15 protein-coding genes are annotated in these 16,834 nt (G+C 53.2%); 8 read left to right on the forward strand and 7 right to left on the reverse strand.

The window, feature by feature from the left end:
* Positions 1–60: 60 nt before the first annotated feature.
* Genes IPN95_30875 through IPN95_30885 form a run of 3 tightly spaced genes read right to left on the reverse strand, consistent with a single transcriptional unit; the run spans position 61 to position 3,401 of the window.
* A complete protein-coding gene (locus IPN95_30875; GenBank protein ID MBK9453719.1) occupies positions 61–1,284 on the reverse strand; it encodes a hypothetical protein in 1,224 nt (407 codons plus the stop codon).
* A 40-nt stretch (positions 1,285–1,324) separates the two neighbouring features.
* Complete coding sequence (locus IPN95_30880; GenBank protein MBK9453720.1) at positions 1,325–2,917, reverse strand: hypothetical protein; 1,593 nt, start codon at positions 2,915–2,917, stop codon at positions 1,325–1,327.
* A 31-nt stretch (positions 2,918–2,948) separates the two neighbouring features.
* Entirely contained in the window at positions 2,949–3,401 is a 453-nt protein-coding gene (locus IPN95_30885; protein ID MBK9453721.1) for a hypothetical protein, read from the reverse strand.
* 163 nt (positions 3,402–3,564) lie between these two features.
* On the opposite strand from IPN95_30885, the gene IPN95_30890 reads away from it, so the two are divergent.
* On the forward strand, positions 3,565–3,717 hold the full coding sequence (locus tag IPN95_30890; protein MBK9453722.1) for a hypothetical protein: 153 nt from the start codon (positions 3,565–3,567) through the stop codon (positions 3,715–3,717).
* Positions 3,718–3,764: 47 nt separating this feature from the next.
* Here the strand turns inward: IPN95_30890 and IPN95_30895 are convergent, their stop codons facing one another.
* Entirely contained in the window at positions 3,765–4,667 is a 903-nt protein-coding gene (locus IPN95_30895) for a glycosyltransferase (protein ID MBK9453723.1), read from the reverse strand.
* 184 nt (positions 4,668–4,851) lie between these two features.
* Here IPN95_30895 and IPN95_30900 point away from each other — a divergent pair, with 184 nt between their 5' ends.
* On the forward strand, positions 4,852–6,573 hold the full coding sequence (locus tag IPN95_30900; GenBank protein MBK9453724.1) for a 2Fe-2S iron-sulfur cluster binding domain-containing protein: 1,722 nt from the start codon (positions 4,852–4,854) through the stop codon (positions 6,571–6,573).
* A 231-nt stretch (positions 6,574–6,804) separates the two neighbouring features.
* Here the strand turns inward: IPN95_30900 and IPN95_30905 are convergent, their stop codons facing one another.
* Positions 6,805–6,978 carry a hypothetical protein gene (locus IPN95_30905; GenBank protein MBK9453725.1) on the reverse strand — a complete coding sequence of 58 codons (174 nt, stop codon included), beginning with the start codon at positions 6,976–6,978 and terminating at the stop codon, positions 6,805–6,807.
* A gap of 218 nt (positions 6,979–7,196) precedes the next feature.
* Here IPN95_30905 and IPN95_30910 point away from each other — a divergent pair, with 218 nt between their 5' ends.
* Positions 7,197–7,793 carry a superoxide dismutase gene (locus IPN95_30910; protein MBK9453726.1) on the forward strand — a complete coding sequence of 199 codons (597 nt, stop codon included), beginning with the start codon at positions 7,197–7,199 and terminating at the stop codon, positions 7,791–7,793.
* A gap of 79 nt (positions 7,794–7,872) precedes the next feature.
* On the opposite strand, the gene IPN95_30915 is transcribed toward IPN95_30910, so the two are convergent.
* The gene (locus IPN95_30915) at positions 7,873–8,280 is read right to left on the reverse strand and encodes a DUF255 domain-containing protein (protein MBK9453727.1); all 408 of its coding nucleotides are present in this window, start codon (positions 8,278–8,280) and stop codon (positions 7,873–7,875) included.
* A 348-nt stretch (positions 8,281–8,628) separates the two neighbouring features.
* Here IPN95_30915 and IPN95_30920 point away from each other — a divergent pair, with 348 nt between their 5' ends.
* From IPN95_30920 to IPN95_30940, 5 genes are all read left to right on the forward strand, one after another.
* On the forward strand, positions 8,629–9,315 hold the full coding sequence (locus tag IPN95_30920) for a DUF4956 domain-containing protein (protein MBK9453728.1): 687 nt from the start codon (positions 8,629–8,631) through the stop codon (positions 9,313–9,315).
* A complete protein-coding gene (locus tag IPN95_30925) occupies positions 9,312–11,216 on the forward strand; it encodes a CotH kinase family protein (protein ID MBK9453729.1) in 1,905 nt (634 codons plus the stop codon). Before IPN95_30920 ends, IPN95_30925 begins: the two co-directional genes overlap by 4 nt.
* Positions 11,194–12,258, forward strand: a complete 1,065-nt coding sequence (locus IPN95_30930; GenBank protein ID MBK9453730.1) for a right-handed parallel beta-helix repeat-containing protein — start codon at positions 11,194–11,196, stop codon at positions 12,256–12,258. Before IPN95_30925 ends, IPN95_30930 begins: the two co-directional genes overlap by 23 nt.
* Entirely contained in the window at positions 12,258–12,941 is a 684-nt protein-coding gene (locus IPN95_30935; protein ID MBK9453731.1) for a VTC domain-containing protein, read from the forward strand. Before IPN95_30930 ends, IPN95_30935 begins: the two co-directional genes overlap by 1 nt.
* A 121-nt stretch (positions 12,942–13,062) precedes the next feature.
* Positions 13,063–14,565, forward strand: a complete 1,503-nt coding sequence (locus IPN95_30940) for a CotH kinase family protein (GenBank protein ID MBK9453732.1) — start codon at positions 13,063–13,065, stop codon at positions 14,563–14,565.
* Here the strand turns inward: IPN95_30940 and IPN95_30945 are convergent.
* Positions 14,534–16,801 carry a HAMP domain-containing histidine kinase gene (locus tag IPN95_30945; GenBank protein MBK9453733.1) on the reverse strand — a complete coding sequence of 756 codons (2,268 nt, stop codon included), beginning with the start codon at positions 16,799–16,801 and terminating at the stop codon, positions 14,534–14,536. The genes IPN95_30940 and IPN95_30945 overlap by 32 nt on opposite strands.
* Positions 16,802–16,834 lie beyond the last annotated feature (33 nt).

Consider the following 16,834-nt stretch of genomic DNA (forward strand, 5'->3'; position numbering starts at 1 on the left):
TTGTTCAAGTAATCCGAAAATATACCGAATTCCTGAAAAAAGCAAGTGCAGCGTTGAAGGTCAGGCTGCCGATCCCTTGCGCACTTTCCGCCAGATGAGTACGATGGCTGCCACAATCGTCAAAATCAAAAACAAGGCAAATGCGTTGAATCGGCCATCTTTTTTGACCTCCTTCTTGAGGTCGACATCGCCTGCGTAGCGCTTGTTTTCGTTGAGCCTGTCTTCGATTTGACTTCTGGATTTTTTCAGAATGGCCGCCAATTTGCCCGGATCGCCTTCTTCAAACGTCGATGAGATCAGTTCGGTAGAAAATTTTCCGCCAAATCTTGCGAGTGGATCAGCATTGCCTTGAATGGCCGCAGCTTCGGCGGCTGCATGGACGGCGTTGCGTGCTGCTGCCGAATCGACATCTTCTTGCAATGCCTTTTGCAGTTGCGTGAAGCGGTATTGGTTGAAGCGGTACTCGGCTTGGCGCGGTGCTTCCAAAGCAAAAATCGCCTTGCGGTCATAGACTTCTTTGGCCGTTCCGCCCGCGAGCATCCCTGCGCGCATGTAGGCGAGCGACGCCATGTAGTTGGCGTTGAAGCGGTTGGGCTCCTTACTGAGCAAGTCGCCGAGCAGTTCCAAATAGAGCGGCTGCCGTTGCTGATCGATCCGAAACGCGAGTGCGACGACATTCAAAGCCATCAAATAGCCGTTGCCATCCGGTGCCTTGGGTTTCCAGCGCAAGGAGTCTTCGAGGTAGTTGTAAAATCCGCTGTTGAAATGCGGGAAAAGCGGTGCATCCATGCCGTAGGCCTGCAGGTAGCTCACGAGCAACTGCTCCGTGCGAATCCGGCAGGGATTGGGCATCGTCGGGATCGCGCTCGCATGGGCAAGCAGCGCGCTTGCTTCCTTGAGCTTGCCTTCCGCAAGTGCCGCCATGGCGCCGACTTCTACATCCGTGAGCAAGTTGACGTTCAGGGAAGAGTCGATCGTGGAATCATTCTTGAACGCTGCAAGGTTGGCCGCAAGCAGCTTGGAGGCTTCGGCCGGTTTCCCTGCAAAGAGGTATGCCGTCGCCAACGGGCCCAGCTTGCCTTCGGAGTCTTTTTGTAGCGCGCCGACAGTTGATTCCCAAAAGGCCTTCGACGGTTGATCGTTGTAGCCGGTGATCAGCGTGAGGAAAGTCGGTTTCGATCCGGGAAGGGACCAGGTTTTGAATTCGCCTTCGCAATTTTGCGCTTGCAGGTTGCCGAATCCCGCGATTCCCACCCAAAACAATACTTTCCAGAATACTCTCATGCCTTCAAAACCCATTAGCCGCGGCAAAGTTCCCCATTCCTTAGTCCACCTGCAAAAAATTCTCGGCCGGGTAGCCATCCTCATACCAGATGTAGGGAAATTCGGAGATCAGTTGTTGTAGACTGTCGAAGTCGGGCAGGTCGGAACGCAGATAGTAGAAATGTGTACTCTGCGGCTCGCGGCCCCAACAGGCCACCATTTTGTAGTTGTTGAAACGCAAATAGCCTTCCAAGGTATTCGTCATCGCCATCCATTGCGAACCATCGTTGATTTTTGGAATCCCGGGAGACCAATAGTCATGGATCATAAAAAGCGCGGGACGGTATTCATCCAGGTACCATTCGCCGATGATCCCTTGGCGCGCAACCGTTTTGTCATTGAGGCCCCAGGTGTCGATGGCTTTCCATTCGCTGAAGAAGGGAAGGTTGCCAGCTTCGGTAATGGCCATCGTATAGCCTTTGGATTTCCATGGGCGCAGTGCTTTTCCGAGTTCGGCGCGCCCATCTTGGTGGATGCGGGGTTCGCGGGCATAGACAAACCATTGAAAGGCAAGCATCAAAACTGCGAGCGGAATACCTGCAATCAACCATTTTCCACGAAAGGTGAATCCCGGACGCATCATTTCAACGATGGGCAACCAAGCGACCCACATGATCGGCATGAGGATGTATTGAAAGCGGTTGGAGAAGTTCATCGCATTGGACATCAGGATCCAAGCCACCGCAAACAGTACGATGGGCGCATACAACAGCATCGTTTTGCGCCGCGCGTCTTTTTTCCATGCCGCCCAAGCCATGATCGGCAACAGGATGCCGCCCATTTTGACCACGCCGACAAACGAAGCCTTGAGACTTGACAGGTAAAGATTGCCTTTGCCCTTGACGTAGAATGGATTTGGGAGCGGCCGGCCGAAGTAGACCCAATGCCAGATGAAATAGATCAATCCGGGAATGCAAAACAGGAGGAGAAAGCGTTGGATGAGCTGCTTGCGAATGGGGCCCCGCAGATACCAAAGCAGGCTTGCCAGCATTCCGATGACCAATACAACGCCCTCCGGGCGGATCAATCCGGTCAAAATTCCTGCAACCGCAAAACCCGTCGTGAGTCCTGGGCGGGATTCGTCCTCCATCAACCGTAGGAAAAACGAATAGGTCACCAAGCCGGCAAAGGCAAACACGCTTGTCCCAAACAACGCCTCGCAATAGTTCAATCCCGGGCCGGTGGCCACGATCAGGGCGCTGATTCCCGCCGCAAGCGCCGTTCCGTTCCCTCTTCGAATGTGCATGCGATAGACGAATGCCACCGTGAGGAAATGTGCCGTCAGACCCAATAATCGGGCTGCCGTCGCCACATTCAATCCGAGTTTTGCAAGCCCGGCCACCATCACCATGAACAAAAAGTCCGTCGCGCCGTCTACCGGTGCCTCGCCAATGTTCCAGACGATTCCGTGGCCTTGCGCAAGGTGGTCGGAATACCGCAACAGCATTGCGGCATCCTCAAAAGGCGGCAATTCGGATTGAAAATAGAAAAAATAGGCCCAGGCAAACGCGGCGGAGAGCACAACCAACAGCGGCAGCCAAGTCCGCATGAACTGCCGGTCAGGTGAATTCAAGGATGCTGCAGCTTCGCTCAAGTTTTTTTAGGTGAATGCGAAGGCAAATGCCTTATTCCCAGTAGGTATTGTCGTATTTCTCCGGATCGAAGACGATGTTCATTTCGCCGTAAACCCAAATCATATCGCCGACCTCCACTTCATGACCCGTTTCGGTGACTGGCGGAAATTCGGCAATCGCCACGGCCATGTCGATGCTGCTGCGCACGAGCATGCTATGGTCGTTCATGTCGATGACCTTGCCTTGAATGGTGTAGTTGTGCCCGTCTCCAGGTTCCAGAAAGCGTTCCTCCTCATCGACAACTTCCATGTTGCTGCCAGAAATTTCGATTTCGAGCAGCACTTCCTCCACGGAACCGACCGGGTATTTGGCCAATTCCTCCGGACTCATGACGTAGCGGGCATTGATTTCCATGCGGCCGATGGAGCCTTTGACCATGCCTTCAAATTCGCTGTCGTCGTCCCAGCGCTCGATGTCCTTGACAATAAAGGGGTAGCGTTTCATGCTTCCTTGAATTTGGTGATTGGCCCAATTCCGGCATCGGGCAAAAATAGAAAATTGAGGCGGCAATTTGTTTTCTTTTCTTGGGGCGAATCAGATGCAGGCGAGATTCGGCGGATTTGTTTCAGGGACTTTGGGTCTTGTCGGCATTCATTATCTTTGACGGATGTCGTTGCTGGATCCAGACCGCCTCGCCGCCCTGTATGGCAAGAAGCCCGCTGTCAATCAGCCGGTTCAAGGCGACATTTGTGGCAAACGGAAAAAATGCTGCAAAAAATTCAAAGCTGAACTGCGTTGCGAAGATTGCCCGTTGCGGTGATTTTCTAGGCTGCGGGACGAATCCAAAGCTGATTCGACCCGGAAAACTCAAAACGTGCCTTCCCGGTAACCTTTGTGTACGGCGCTGATCACAAGGTAGTTGATCAAGGGCTTTTGCACGGCAAATGGCGTCCACCGAAGGAACCACCAAGCGATTTTCTGGAAGAAAGGTTTGGTCAGAAACCGGAAAATGAGGTCGCCGACTTTTCGGCTGTTGCAGCGATGCACCCAATAGATATGGTTGAGTTCGGGCCATTTTTGGGTGATGTAGCGCAGGCCGGTTGCACCGTATTCCTGCAACTGCGGGAGGGCTTCCTCCAGCGTTTTGGGTTGTGTCGTGGTGACCACGGCTTCCGCATTGAAATAAAATCTCGGCGTGAATTGCCGGTGAATCCGGTAACCGAGCTCCATGTCCTCGCCACCATAGCGGCTGATGGCTTCGTCAAAACCCTGGCATTCCTTGAAATAGATGGAAGGCAACGCCGTATTCGGAGTGATGAAATAATTGAAAGGTACCGTCGCACCGTCGTCGTATTTCGCCACCCCGCGTTCGCTCGAATAGCGAACCCATAGATTGTTGGCGCGGTTGCGGTAGGTCACTGTGCCAATGGAAATCGAATTTCCCCGTTCCAAGATCCGCAAATGCTGATCCAACAAATCTGGCGCAGCCTCCATGTCGGAGTCCATAAATACGGTATAGGTTCCCCGGATATGGCTCAGCGTCAGGTTGCGCGTCGCTGATCGGCCCCGGTTTTCCAGATTCGGATGCGAAAAATACTGCAAGGGAAAGTGGAAATTCGCCAGCGAAAGCCATTCCAAGGTGCCGTCGGTGGAGCCGTCGACCGCCACGAGGACCTCAAAATCATTCCTCCCGATCCGATCCAATGCCGCGAGACAGTTTTTCAGCTCAGGCAGATTGTTGTAGGTGGGAATGACCAAACTGAACAGCATCGCGCAAAAATACATTTCGAGGGCATTGGAACGAATTTTTTTTCCAACGGGCGGATGGAAGCGGTTGTCATGGTCGAATTGCTTTGTCGGTTTTGGCCGTCTGATTCGCGGCATTTTGTTTGTTCCTATCGAAAAACCCCTAAATTTGGCTCCTCAATTGTTTGTGTTCAAATCCGGTATTCGCATGCCACAGATTACGATCGACGGGAAGGCATTTTCTTACGAAGGGCAGCCGATGTTGCTCCAGTTTGCCCTCGACCATGGTGTCGAGATTCCCTATTTCTGTTACCATCCAGCCATGAGCATCCCCACCAATTGCCGCATGTGCTTGGTGGATGTCGGTTTCCCCGCCACTGACCGTGCCACGGGGGCACTGAAATACGATGAAAGCGGTCAATTGATCGTGAATTGGGGCCGCAAACCCGCGACTGCCTGCAATACGCCGCTTTCGCCCAACATGGTGGTGAAAACAAGCGCAAGCAGCGCGACGGTCAAGGAATATCAGGAGGGCGTGTTGGAATACATGCTCATCAACCACCCCCTCGATTGCCCGATTTGCGACCAAGCCGGCGAATGTCCGCTCCAAATATGGACCTATAAATATGGTCCTGAAGGTTCGCGCTACGAATCTTCCAAGGTGCACAAACCCAAGCGCGTCGAACTCGGCCCCAACGTGGTCCTCGATGCCGAGCGTTGCATCAACTGCACACGCTGCGTGCGCTTCACCGAGGAAATCAGCAAGACCGCCCAGCTTTCCATCATCGGCAGAGGCGAGAAAAACTACCCGAGCACGGGTCCCGGCGAGATTTTCGACGATCCGTACTCCATGAACACGATCGATATCTGCCCTGTGGGTGCGCTCACGAGCAAGGATTTCAGGTTCAAGGCAAGGGTTTGGGAAATGGCCTACACGCCTGGTGTTTGCACCGGCTGCGCCAAAGGCTGCAACATCGACGTCTGGGTCCGTGACAACAAAGTCATGCGCCTCACCCCACGCGACAACGCCGAGGTTAATCAATATTGGATGTGCGACGCAGGTCGCCTCGACATCCAAAAATTCAACGAAAACCGCCTCTCCGGTGCGCGCACCAAGGGCGACGTGCCGGTCGACATCGACAAGGCCGTTGAAAAAGCTGCCGAATTGATCAAGAAATTCGAAGGAACCGTCCATTTCATCGGTTCCTCGCGGGCTTCGCTGGAAAGCAACTACGCTTTGAAGACGCTTGCCAAAAAGGTCAGCCCCAACCACAAGGTGTTTTACCTGACGCACGAGGAAAAAGGATGGGGCGACAGCCTCCTGCGCCGCGACGACCGCAGCCCCAATGCCAAAGGATGTGAACTGCTCGGCATGGAGCCGCTCCGTCTGAGCGATTTGCTCAAGCGCTTCCATGAAGGTGAATACAAATTCATCTACATGCTCGAAGACACCGAGGCCCTGAAGGCGATCGCACCTGCCAAGTTGGATGCAATGACGATCATCGCGCATGCCACGCACCACGTGCCCGGTATGGAAAAGCTCGATGTCGTATTGCCTGCCGCAATGGAAATTGAAGCCGAAAGCACCTACATCAACGAAGACGGCAAGGCCCAATACACCAAAATGGCCAAGCAGATCACGCAAATGACACCCGAAATGTGGATGCGCCTCCCCAAGAGCCGCCTCGACAAGGCTGCCGTTGCCGTGGACCGCTGGCGCACCGTCGAAAACATCAACGACGTGCTCCCGAGCTGGAAACTGCTTTCCAACCTGAGCCGCCCATTGGCCAAGGATCTGCAGCTGAAAGACCACAAAGACGTGGTCGCCAAGCTCAAAGGCGAATTGCCAGCCTTGAAAGATTTTGAGGTGAGCTACAAGATTCCGAAGGAAGCCTTCAAGGTCACACAGTTTGATTTTGCGATCAAATAAGAAATAGAAAAAGCGCCTCCGGGCGCTTTTTTTGTTGGGGGTCAGTGAAGGGCTGGGGAGTGAATTTGAGTTGTTGTAGGGATCTCGAGGATCCCAACCAAACCTGTCCCTGGCTTTACCCCTAACCGGCAACAATTTGATTTTGTACACATTACAAACAACTATGCTCACTGAACGACTTTCACGTGGGTCATTATCAATATGTTCATAGGATTTCGATCCCACCCAATCCTACTTACACCCACATCCCCGCCTCGAAAAATCCAGAATCGTCATCGGTGGTTTGGTCACATGCTTCGCCGCGCGGTGCGCGACGCGTTTGTGCACACGGTAGGGCGAACTGCAGGCACCAACGCCGGCGGCAATCAATAAAAACACGGATAGGATGAAAACAAACCTTCTCATGGATGACCTCCTCCCAAAGATGAAGACAAATCCGTAACGAAGGACCTCGCGCTGCAAACATATTCAGCGGGCGGATGTTTAGAAGCTGGAAGCGAATGTAAATCCGCTGTCGCGTGAATTGGATTCTTTGTTTTCTAATCCGCGGCGGGGGTCGTATTTTGCGTCTGGTTTCGATGGCCTATCCATCATGGTTTTTACTACAAGAAAAGAATTGACTTATGGCTTTTACACTTCCTGCATTGCCTTACGCGTATGACGCGCTTGAGCCGCACATCGACGCCCGCACGATGGAGATTCACCACTCCAAGCACCACGCGGCCTATACCAACAACCTCAATGCCGCCATCGAAGGCACCGACCTCGCTGGCAAAACCATTGAGGAAATTTTGGCGACTGCCTTGAGCGGCGCACCTGCCATCCGCAACAATGGTGGCGGATTCTGGAACCACAACCTCTTTTGGGAAGTCCTGAGCCCAACGGGCGGCGGCGAACCAACCGGCGCACTCGCAGCAGCGATTGCACGTGACTTCGGTTCATTCGCAGATTTCAAGACCAAATTCAATGCTGCTGCAGCAACACGTTTCGGCTCCGGCTGGGCTTGGTTGATCAAAGGCAAGGATGGTGCTTTGACCGTGACGAGCACCCCCAATCAGGACAATGCCCTGATGGAGCCCGGCACCGGTACGCCGATCCTCGGCTTGGATGTCTGGGAGCATGCCTATTACCTCCACTACCAAAACCGCCGTCCAGACTACATCAACGCATTCTGGAACGTCGTGAACTGGGAAAAAGTCGCTGCCTGGTACGGCAAGTAATCGATTCTCAAGAAAACATCAATGAAAATGGGGCTGCGGAATAACCACAGCCCCATTTCTATTTTGGTAGCGGATAAACTTAGTTGGCCTTCACGGCCTTTTGGCCGAGGGCGATGAACTCAGAGGCTGGCTTGCCACCCATCACACGGGATTTCACTTCGCCGTTGCCATCGAGGAACAGCAGCGTTGGATAAGCCATGACGCTGTAGCGGCGGCCCAAATCGGGTCCTTCGCCTTTTTCCATGTCCACTTTAATGTTCACAAAGTGGGCATTGTAATACTCGCCGACGGATTGATCTGTGAATACGTTGGCCGCCATGAAGCGACATGGTGCACACCATGATGTGTAGGCATCCATGAAGATGAGCTTGTTTTCACGCTTGGCCTTGGCTTGTGCCTCGGCAAATGTGCCGTGAAAAAACTGGATGCCCTGTGCATCGGCCTGCGCCTTGACGCCAGACGCGCCGGCGATCATAAACAGGGCCATCAGAATCAATGCAAATTTTGTAACGTTTTTCATATTCAATACCGAGTAGTGCTCAATCCTAAGTACAAATCTATATTACCAAATGCAAAATAGGTAACAGCTTTTCCACGAATTAGCGGAATCGCCTACAATTCATACGAAAGACAAAGAGCGATGTTGTAGGAGGTAAACTTTCAGCCTCCTGCAACACATCAATCAAATTGTATGCCAAATGCCATGGATTCCTGCAAACGGCGTTCAAGACCATTACAAATGTCCTATTCGTTTTAATCTCAATCCGCCATTCGCTAAATTTGGCGTTGGAAATCGTTTACATTTCGTTCAACAAAGCCGGGGTGGCATCTTTTCATGGAAAAATTTGAACAGTTCATCGCGGAGCAGTCGCAATTCCTCTCCGAATTCAACTACTTTCAGTTCGTTCTCAACTTCTTGGTGACTGCAGCCCTGGCCTTTCTCTTGGGTATGTTCTACACGAAATTCGGGAACGCAGTCAGCAACCGCCGGCGATTTTCAAGGAATTTCCTTCCGCTCGCGCTCACGACCATGCTCATCATTTTTGTTGTCAAGACCTCCATTGCGCTGTCGTTGGGTTTGGTGGGCGCCTTGAGCATCGTGCGTTTTCGCGCAGCCATCAAGGATCCGGAGGAACTGACCTACCTGTTTTTGACCATCGGCCTTGGCGTTGCAGCAGGTGCTGGCGAAATCTGGATCGCCATTTTTGCATTTCTGATCATTTTCGTGCTCCTGCTCACGCAGGCGATGCTGCGCAAGCGCGCGAGCTTTACCTCCGCCGACAACATGCACCTCAACCTGAGCACGAGCCACAAAGACCTCGCCGCGATTACCAAGATTCTCTCGGAAGTGTTTTCATTCGTCGAATTGAAACGCATCGACGACGACGGGAAGCAACTCGACTTGAGCTATGTCGTGGAGGCCAATTCGATTCAGCAAATCGACCAAGCCCGCCAAAAACTCTCGGCATTGGCCCCTGATATTGCCATTTCATTGGTCGAGCAACGCAACATTGCTGTATGAGGATTCAAAAACAGCAACGCGGCAGCAAGATTTGGTTGCGGAGGGGCCTGTTGGCATTTGCCGCAGTTTTGCTCCTTGCCGCAGCTTATTTTGGATGGAAGAAATTCAAGAACCGGTGGCGTGCGCAGGCGGTGATAGCCTGCGACATGGAAACTGTTGAAAAAGCTGCTGATGGCACTTTTTTTCTTGCGAATGGGGTCCGGCTCTTCAACGGTCAAACCCAAACCGAAGGCGTTGCACGATCAGGGACCCACAGTTGCCTGGTTTTTGACAAGCAGGAATTTGGCGCAACCTGGCAAAGTACAGACTTTCAACCTGGGGATGTCTTGGAGGCAAGCATCTGGCGCAAAAGCACCGAGCATGCCGGCTTTTTGATCGCAGACGGCTCCTGGGGATTTTACAAGGAGGCGACGCTGACCGGCAAACAAGACGGGGAATGGGAGGAACTGACCGTGCATGTGCGCGTGCCCACCTATGTGAAGGAAGGGACTTTCAAATTTTATGCCTGGAACCCCGGCGCCTCACCGGTCTATTTTGATGACCTCGCTGTGCGGCATGTGAAGGCGGGACAGGAATTCACCCCGGCGACCCTGAAACCGGAAGATGAAATTACGACGATCGACTTGGTGATTGGCGACAAGGGGATGAGTTCCTTGCAGCAGCAACGTGACGCGGCCATGAAGGCGGGTCTCCTCAGTGCCAAGGAAGAAGGTTGGGTCAAGGTGAAAATCCTCGAAGGCAAACAGGAATTCAAAGGAAAATTGCGATTGAAAGGCGACTGGACCGACCACCTCATGGGCGACAAATGGTCCTACCGCATTCAGCTCGACAAGGAGCAGGCTTGGCGCCGCATGACGACATTCTCTGTCCAGAATCCCAAGACCCGGTATTTTCTCAGCGAATGGATTTTTCATCGGTGGCTGGACAAGGAAGACATCCTTACCCCGCGTTACGGCTTCATCCGGCTCAAAGTCAATGGCGTTTCCAAAGGCCTCTATGCCTATGAGGAGCATTTTGAGAAGCAGATCGTCGAATACAACAGCCGCCGGGAGGGGCCGATCCTGAAGTTTGATGAGGAGGGGCTATGGGAAGCGCAAGGGATCTCCATCGACAACGAAGTGGATGACTTCGAAACAAAAATCCCGGCCTATAAATCCTCCAATTCGATCCCATTTGGAATGAAGGCGGCCTTGAAAGACAGCGCCGTGTTGCGGCAGGTCGAAATTGCCTTGAAACTGGTCGAGCAATACAAAACCGCCCAAAAGACGGTCTGGGAAACATTCGATGCCGCCAAAGTCGCCCGCTATTTTGCGGTCACCGATATGATGAATGCGCAGCACGGCCTCATCTGGCACAACCAACGATGGTACTACAATCCCGTGATTTCAAAACTGGAACCCATTGGTTTCGACGGATTTACAGACGTGGGGCCCCTTTTGTGGATTGACAAGCCCTTCATCGGATTTTCCAGAAACATCCGCTACATGTCGGCCGGCTACCGCGAAATGATGTTTGAGCGCTTTTTTCACGATCCGAAATTCTTGGAACTCTACATAGGAACCTTGTTCAAATTCACTGATCCGGCCTACATCAATGCCTTTTACAACGAAATAGAGCCGCAGATCGCCTACTACGAAGGGGTGTTGCAAGAAGAATGGCCCGATTACCAATTTGACCGAAAGGCATTTTTTGACCGGGCAAAATCCTTGCGTTTGCTGCTGCAGCCCCTTGCAGAAAACTTCTGTCAAGGCATTTCTGCAAGGCAAGACCGACAGGGGCTACCATTACCGCGTGTACAATTTTCATTGCCTGCCGGTCATTTTGACAGGGGTCGGGAAAAAGCAAGACAAATCGGATGCGCCTTTCTCCGAAGAAAAATTGCTCGATGCCTACAACAATGAATACCCAGCCGAATACCTCGATGTCTACAGCGCAGCAGAAGGCAAATGGGTGTTTTTCAAGGTTCCCGGGATCGACAGTATGTTCACGGCAGAGGTGATGCCTTGGGAGGAACCCAGCGGACTCACGCCCGAGCAATCCTTGTTCAAGGACCTCAAAATCACCAGCAATGCCATTTACCAGGTCAATGACAGCACCAAACGCGTGACGTTCAAGTCGGGCAAATACAAAACAAGCCAAGACTTGTTGTTCCCGCCCGGCTATCAAATCTGGTTTGAAAAAGGCGTCGAATTGGACCTGACCAACAAGGCCAAATTCATTTCGAAGTCGCAGGTGCTCATGTTTGGAACGCAGGAGGAGCCGATCTTGGTCACGAGCAGCGACCATTCCGCCAATGGCTTCACGGTCTTGCAAGCACCCACAAAGTCGGAGTTTCACTACGTGGCATTCGACAATCTGAATACACTGCATTACAACGGATGGAACCTCACCGGCGCCGTGACCTTGTATGAATCGGAATGCTATTTTGACCATGCCCGCTTCGTCAACAACCATTGTGAGGATGCCCTCAACACCATTCGCTGCGTCTTTACCTACAACGACTCCTACATCGGCTACACATTTGGCGATGGATTCGACTCCGATTTTTGCACCGGGACCTTGACCAATGCCATGTTCTCGCATACCGGCAATGACGGGATGGACTTCTCAGGCAGCAAGATTACTGTGGTCAGCGCAACGATTGAAAATGCAGGCGACAAGGGCATCAGCATGGGGGAGGAGTGTACCGCAACCATCCTCAACGCCACGGTCCGCAATTCGGTCATCGGCATTGCAGCCAAGGACCTTACGCAGGTGACCATCGAAAACATCGAGCTTTACAACAATGAGCAAGGATTCGCGGCCTACCAGAAAAAGCCGGAATATGGTCCCGGGACGTTCATCGTCAAGAAGTACAAAGCCGAGGGCAACAAGCAATTGCATGTATTGCAACAAGGGTCCAAACTGATTCTCGAAGGCAAAACGATCGAAGGCAAATTCTGATGCGTTACGAACGGAAATACCGCGTCGAGGACCTGAGTTTACCTGAGCTCCTTCAAATTGTGCGGGATCATCCGATGTCCTTCAGGCGGTTACATCCCGACCGGCAGGTCAACAACATCTATTTTGACACCGACGAATTGCATTTCTTCCAGGAAAATCTCGCAGGCGTCGGTCAAAGGCAAAAACTGCGATTGCGGTGGTATGGAGACGATCATTTGTTTGCCCATGACCCCGTTTTGGAGATGAAATGCAAGGACAATTTGCTCGGACAGAAGTTTGTGGTCGATGCTGACGACTTTGAAGTTGCTGACCGTTTGCAGCTGATGCAGGTTGCCAAAACAGGTATCGATAACATGTGGCAAATGGACATTGCGCAGCAGGTTGCGCCGACTTTGAAAGCCCTTCGCCTTTCGCCGAGTCTGCTCAACACGTACCAACGCAGCTACTACGCCACTTACAACGGCAAATTCCGCCTGACCATCGACCGCGCCATCCACAGTTATGCTTTTAATGCCCGCAACGAACCCAACCGTCTTCCGGTCAAGGATGAGGCCATCGTCGTCGAAATCAAATACGAATCCGAACACGAAGCCGAGTTCCAGCATGTCGGGCAGCGCTTGCCGATGCGCGTCGGGAAAAATTCAAAGTATGTGATCGGCATGTTGCAAGTGGGCAATGTCTAGGAGGTTGCGTAAATTACCACGATGCAAAAATTGTCGAATTGGAGCTTGAAAGGTCGGTCCTGCCATGGCAGGTGGGGGCCCTCGGCTGTTCATTCGACACAAGGTTACCTAATTCCTTCCCATGGCTGACCAACGTCGACGGGCCTATTGGGTGTGGTTATTGGGTGGAATTGTTGCCGCCCTCGTGCTATGGTGGTATTGGCCGCAAGACCGACAATTCAGCTCCTCCGACGATCGCTATGGCTTCCCCGCCATGCAAACCGTCGAACTCAAGGTGGGCAAGAAGCAAATGGCAAGGCTGCACGTGCGACGTGACCATGCGCTGGAATTGGGGATTTTGCAGGAAGACGACAGCAGCTGGGTCAAGGCCGAGCTGATCGAAGGCGAGCGCAATTGGCCGGTGCGCATCCGGCTCAAAGGCGACTGGGTCGATCACTTGGAAGGCGACAAATGGTCATTCCGCGTCGAATTGAAAGGCGAAGGTGCGTGGCGGCGAATGACCGAATTTTCCCTCCAAAGTCCGGAGCGCAGAGGTAACCTCAACGAATGGCTGTTTCACCAAGTGCTCGCGCGCGAGAATGTCCTTTGTCCGCGGTATGATTTCATCTACCTCGTCCTCAACGGCGAAGATTGGGGAACCTATGCCGTCGAGGAACACTTCGCCAAGGAATTGCTGGAAAGCCAGGGCCACCGCGAAGGTCCGATTTTGCGATTTGACGAGTCGGGCATGTGGGATGCCCGCGTAGCGGCCTTGCGGGACAGCGCCTTCCCCTACATGCAAATTCCCTTCCAAGAGGCGGCCACCGTCAAACCCTTCAAACAAAAACGAACGCTTGCCGACACCACGCTCAGCCAGGAATTCCGCATCGCCAATCAGCTCATGCAGCAGTACCGTGACGGTTCCGCTGCCCCCAGCGAATTGTTTGACTTGAGTCTCGTTGCCAAACAATACGCCCTCGTCGATCTATTTCAGGCCTACCATAGCCTGATTTGGCACAACCGGAGATTCTATTACAATCCCGTGACCAGCAAGCTCGAACCGGTTGTCTTCGATGCATTTACGGGAGAGGAGAATGACAGCTATATCCAAGGCCCGATTTGGGGCTACAAAACCGATGGCTTCCATCCGATGGGTGATTACCACGATGTCACCGGGGATCTTTTCTTTCGGGACGAAGGGTTTGTCCAGGCTTACTATGCGGCCTTGGACCGATACAGCAAAGCTGGATTCTTGGACAGCATTCTGCTAAGCCTGCAGCCACGCATCGCCGAGCGCGAAAAGTTTATTGAAATGGATGCCTCCGGCTACCGCTTGAAAACACAACCTTGGAAGGACAATGCGCTTAAAATTCAAGCTTTGTTCGCAGCAGCTGCCGACGCCAAAAATTTGATGATTGCCACCGAAGAAATTCCTGAGGTAGGCGTTTGCCAATCAGTGCGAAATCTAGGTCCGCTTCACCTCCAAGTTTGGGTCAAAGGGCGATTCGAAGAAACGGTTCAAATGCTGCCGCCTGCTGTGCCGGGAAATGAGAATTGTATCGCCTTATTCAAAACCGCAAATCCGTCGGAAATCCGGTGCCGGGTACCCAGCCTCAGCCCTCCATCTCCTGAAACCGAACGGTAAATTCGGTAAAGATCCCTTGCTTGCTTTCGACCATGACGCGGCCGCCGATTTCACGCAGCGCGCGTTGCACCAAGTACAAGCCGAGGCCATGGCCCTTTGATTTTTCCGATCCCCTGAAAAACAGGTCATAGATTTTGTCCCGGATTTCATTGGGGATGCCGACCCCTTCGTCCCGGATGCGAATCAAAATCCCTTCGTCTTCTTTTTGCAGCAGGATGTCGATTTTGGGCGAATCATTGCTGGCATCACGCCGGAAGACACAGGCATTCTCCAGCAGATTCTCCAAAATCACACGGATCAAATTTTTGTCGACCATCACCGGCCGTTTCAAATGGTCTTCCAGTCGGATGTCGGGAAATTTCACGCCCGGGATTTCCTTGAGTTGCGGCCGGATATCCAAAATCAGCTCCTCCAGATTCACCGGACGGATGTCGCGAAATCCATGTTTCAATTCGTGGACCACGACAATCTTCTTGAGAATCTTGTCCATGTACACCGAAACCGCTTCGATCAGGTCGATCGACTGCACCAAATCTTTGATTTGACCAGAGCTTTTGGCCATCATCACCAAACCTTTGAGGCGCGCAACCGGCCCGAGCAAGTCGTTGGCACTGTGATAGACAAATTCGCCGAGGGCTTCATTTTCCGCGATCAAGCTCTCCACCGCGTCTTGCAACGTCTCCGTGCGTTCGGCCACCACGGCATCATAATCGATATTGCTCGCCTGCAAGCGGGTACTCACGCGGGCGAGCTCCTGTTTGCTTTCGCCCAGTTCCTCGTCCTTTTCTTCCAGCAATTGTCGCACCTGTGCAGCATTTCTCCGCGAACGCAACAGGAAAAACAATCCGCCAGCCAGACTCAACACCAAAGCAGCAAGGCAAATCCAGAGCAACATCCTTGTTTGGCGCAAATCCTTCGAAGCAGATTTAGCATCCGCAACTGCTTGCTGCGTTTCCTGACGGTTCCCGAAATCTGCCTCATCGTCCAGCCTGACCTGCAACGCCAAACTTTGATTGCGTTCCTTTTGCCGTTGCAGGCTGTCACGCGCCACCGTGGCCCGCTGAAAATGATCGAGTGCCCGGCGCCAGTCTCCCTGGGTTTCGTAGGCCTTGGACAGCAATTGATTGACCGTCGACAGCGGTTTGTAGAGTTTCAGGCTGTCGGCAATCGCAATCGCGGAGTCCCCGTGGCGCATCGCCCGACCATAGTCACTGCGAATCAATGCCGCTTGCACAATTCCTATGCGTGCATCCAACGCCGGTCCGGCCTCGGGACGGTTGCGCAGCAAAGCCAAGGCATCATAGCAACGCCGTTGCGCCGAATCCGGCAGTCCAAGCTTGATTTCCGCTTCTGCGATTTTGATCAACGCCAAGCCAGCACGGTACACCGCGCGGTCTTCCTTGGCCAAGGTGTAGGCACGGTTCAGGATTTGCAGCCCTTTTTCCGGTTTGCCCGAGCGCGTCGTCGCCGTGCCTTCGCCCGTGAGGGTGACAAGTTGGCCATTTCGGTCTCCCGAAGCTTTCCAAGCATCAAAGGCCGCGCGGTGTTGCGTCGCCGCCGAATCGTTCCGGCCCTGCGCGAGCAGCACATTACCCAGTGCCTCACCTGCGATTGCGCGACCACGCACGTCGCCCGCAGCCGAGGCCGCACGGATCGCCGCCTCAAAATATTTTCCTGCCTGATCCAAACTGCCGAGCTCCTGGAAGAGCTTGCCCCGCAGATGGTCGGGCGCCCACCAAGCCAGCGAATCACCTGCCAACAAGGAATCGGCACGGTGGCAAGCTGCCAAAGCATTGTTCCAGCCATGGCGTGCGATGTCCATTTCGGCTTCCACCAAGGCGCATTCTGCCAAGCCATGCAGGTCATTGGCCTGGCCAAATTCCGATTGGCAGATTTCGAGGGAAGCGTCGGCGTCGTCGAGTTCGCCTTGGGCGACAAAGGCGCGGGTCTGCAGCAGGCGGGCCTTGGCTTGGCCATGGGCGTAGCCGATTTTGCGGCTCAGGCTCATGGCTTGGGAAGCGATGCCCATCGCGGAGTCCGGATAATCGCGCAGCGTGGCCTCGCTAATGCGGCAAAGTGCAAGCACCCGGCTGCTGTCTTGTGGCAAAACCGCAAGACTTTCAATGTCTTGATCCAGCCGTTGCGCCCTGAGATTCAGCAAACATCCGCAGGTCAGGAACAGCATCCCCAGCCATTTCAATCCAAATCCGCGCATGACATGATTCCCTGTTTTCATGAAAAGTCCGGCAATTTACAAATTTTCAAGGGA

Source organism: Bacteroidota bacterium (genome assembly GCA_016718825.1).
In the GTDB taxonomy this organism is placed as follows: Bacteria; Bacteroidota; Bacteroidia; order J057; family JADKCL01; genus JADKCL01.